3 protein-coding genes and 2 pseudogenes are annotated in these 2,266 nt (G+C 69.0%); 3 read left to right on the forward strand and 2 right to left on the reverse strand.

Annotated features, from left to right (window positions below; all coding sequences use genetic code 11):
* Together ABZ281_RS46515 and ABZ281_RS46520 are read left to right on the forward strand one after the other, a co-directional pair.
* Positions 1–677, forward strand: a pseudogene (locus tag ABZ281_RS46515) (hypothetical protein); the annotation flags it as partial.
* A gap of 141 nt (positions 678–818) precedes the next feature.
* Positions 819–1,103: a hypothetical protein gene (locus ABZ281_RS46520; protein ID WP_356664563.1), complete on the forward strand. Its 285-nt coding sequence runs from the start codon at positions 819–821 to the stop codon at positions 1,101–1,103.
* A gap of 142 nt (positions 1,104–1,245) precedes the next feature.
* Here ABZ281_RS46520 and ABZ281_RS46525 read toward each other — a convergent pair whose 3' ends face one another.
* Complete coding sequence (locus ABZ281_RS46525) at positions 1,246–1,611, reverse strand: hypothetical protein (RefSeq protein WP_356664565.1); 366 nt, start codon at positions 1,609–1,611, stop codon at positions 1,246–1,248.
* Positions 1,608–1,871, reverse strand: coding sequence for a hypothetical protein (locus ABZ281_RS46530; RefSeq protein ID WP_356664567.1), 264 nt, complete (start codon positions 1,869–1,871; stop codon positions 1,608–1,610). The genes ABZ281_RS46525 and ABZ281_RS46530 overlap by 4 nt, the downstream gene beginning before the upstream one ends.
* Positions 1,872–2,044: 173 nt before the next feature.
* On the opposite strand from ABZ281_RS46530, the pseudogene ABZ281_RS46535 reads away from it, so the two are divergent.
* Positions 2,045–2,266 (forward strand): annotated as a pseudogene (locus ABZ281_RS46535) (hypothetical protein); the annotation flags it as partial.

The raw sequence follows: 2,266 nt of genomic DNA on the forward strand, positions 1-2,266 counted from the left end.
AGAGCACGCGCTGGGTGGACGGGTCGCCGTCGCCCAGGATGCGCCGCAGGACGGGCAGGGCCCACCGGCCACCGCACTCCCCGCCCGACCTCGAGCTCGATTCCGTCGTCCCGATCACCACCGCCCTCGAGGACCCGCCCATTCCTGGTCCCCGCGCCCAGGATCTGGCCTGGATGGTCCACGACGCAGCCGACCGTGCCCGCGCCCTCCTGTCCGCCGCCCCGGGCCAACCCCATGACGAGCTCGCCGACAGCGTGCGGATCCTCGCCAGCCCCCACGGCATCGACCGGCTCCCGGTCGCCGTCCGCGCCACCGGCCTCACCGAAGGCGCCCTGCGCGCGATGATGATCGGCTACCGCCACGGGGGCTCCGCCGGCGTACACAGCACCCTGGCGGCAGCCTCCGTCCCTCCGGGCACGCTGGAACACGCCGCCGAGGTCATCCGCGCCTCCGGCGCCGTCGCCCTCGGCGTCATCGACATCGACGACGGTGCGATCACGGACTCGACCGCCGGCGTCCAGATCCGCCCTGGCCTCGACGGCCGCTGGTTCCCCTTCACCCTCTACCAGGGATCGCGCACAGGCGCATGGCGCCCGGCCCCCGGAGCCTCCCACGATCCAGCCGAGGCATACCGAGCTGCGCGACGAGCCCGCGCCGCACGCCCCACCAGGCGATGATTCATCAACCCCGGTCGCTTGCGCGGCACAGCCCGGCTGCCTGAGGCGAGACCGGCCTCAGCGACCGGCGGTTGCACGGGACGATGTGAGGCGTAGAGGACAATGACCAGTCCCAACCTCGTAACGCTGGTGAGGAGAGCGATGGATCTGCAGACCGGTGTGGAGATCTACCAGTTCGTTCGCGACCGCCAGGACGATCTCCGGGACGAACGACACCCCGAGGGACACGACGCGTACATCCAGTCCTGGCGCGACGCCCAGACGCTCAGCCAGGAGTACGCCACCGCGGTACAGACGGGCAACACCGAAGCGGCCACCTGCATCCTCAACGCGCTCACGGCGATGGCTGACCCGTGGACGGACCACCCCGACTTCCCCGCCGCGGCCGTGTCCAGCCACCGGCCGAGCACCACATCGGAACTGTGACCGTGAGGGGCCACTGGATTCTCATGTCGGGCGCGGTCCTCGTCATAGGGCCTGGCAGAACGCCTCACCGTCCCCACTGGCCGACCGCCGCTCGCCGACGACCGGCAGTCCTGACACGGCACGGTCAGAAGAGCCTGTTGGATCAGCTCGTCCAGGTCTTGATCTGAGCGGCGACCTCCCGCACCGGGAGCCCGTCCCGGGCCGCGCGCGCCAAGGGAAGAACGGTGTCCAGCCCAGGGCTCACCGGTAGGCCGCATGCCGACAGGTAGGCCGCCGTCACCGTGGCCGCGAACAAGAGATTGCGCACCTCAAGGCTGGGGTTCCTCGCCAGTTCACACAGCAGCGCCGCAGCCTTGTGATGGGGCTCGGGATAGACCTCGCGGTCCAGGACCTCCGCCCGATGACGTGCTTCGGCTGCTACCGGAACGCCGTAATCGACGACCTGGGGATCACCCGGGATCTGCTGCGCCACTGCCAAGATCCAGGCGAGATCGACACGGAGATTCACGCGGCGTCCCTCGGCGCGCTCTCCGCCAGTCCCTCCGGAAGACCGGGGTACCGATCTTCACCGACCTCCGCCTCGAACGCGTCCGCGTACCCGGCCAGGAACGTCGCGGCGCCGGCCATGAAGGCGGCACGTGCCTGATTCACATCGGCCTCGATCAAATCAGCCACGTACCCCTGCAGGGTCAGACCGCGGCGCTTGGCCCGGTCCTCGGCGGCCGCCTTCACAGCATCGTCCAGTCGGATGTTCGTCTGCTTTGCCATACCCACCACCATAGCTAGGTAGTGGTACCAGGGACTAGCTAATGGGCGAACGTGGGCCCACCTGACCGTGCTGTTGGCGTACCCCCTCACAGCCCGAGCCGCTGAAAGTTCACCGGGTGGGATCATGGTCCCCGAAGACCGCCAACGCGGAACGGGCGCGCCGGGAGGGCAACATGATCGACCTTGAAGAGCGCGTGAATCGCGTGTTCAACCCGGACCTGCGCCCCCTTGTTCGCGAGGCATACCGCTGCTACGCCTCCGGATCTGCCCGCGGCGCGATTGTCCTGACGTGGACAGCTGTCTGTGCGGACCTGATCGCCAAGGCCCAGATCCTCTACGAAGAGGGCGAGAGCCATGCGAAGGACCTGGTCGCCGATGTAGAGCGAGCACAGGCC

This window comes from Streptomyces sp. NPDC006265, assembly GCF_040613555.1.
Lineage (GTDB): Bacteria > Actinomycetota > Actinomycetes > Streptomycetales > Streptomycetaceae > Streptomyces.

Excerpts from the sequence above, each read along its gene's own strand:
- ABZ281_RS46520 (WP_356664563.1), top strand. The coding sequence starts at position 819 with ATGGATCTGCAGACCGGTGTGGAGATCTACCAGTTCGTTCGCGACCGC.
- ABZ281_RS46530 (WP_356664567.1), bottom strand. The coding sequence starts at position 1,871 with ATGGCAAAGCAGACGAACATCCGACTGGACGATGCTGTGAAGGCGGCC.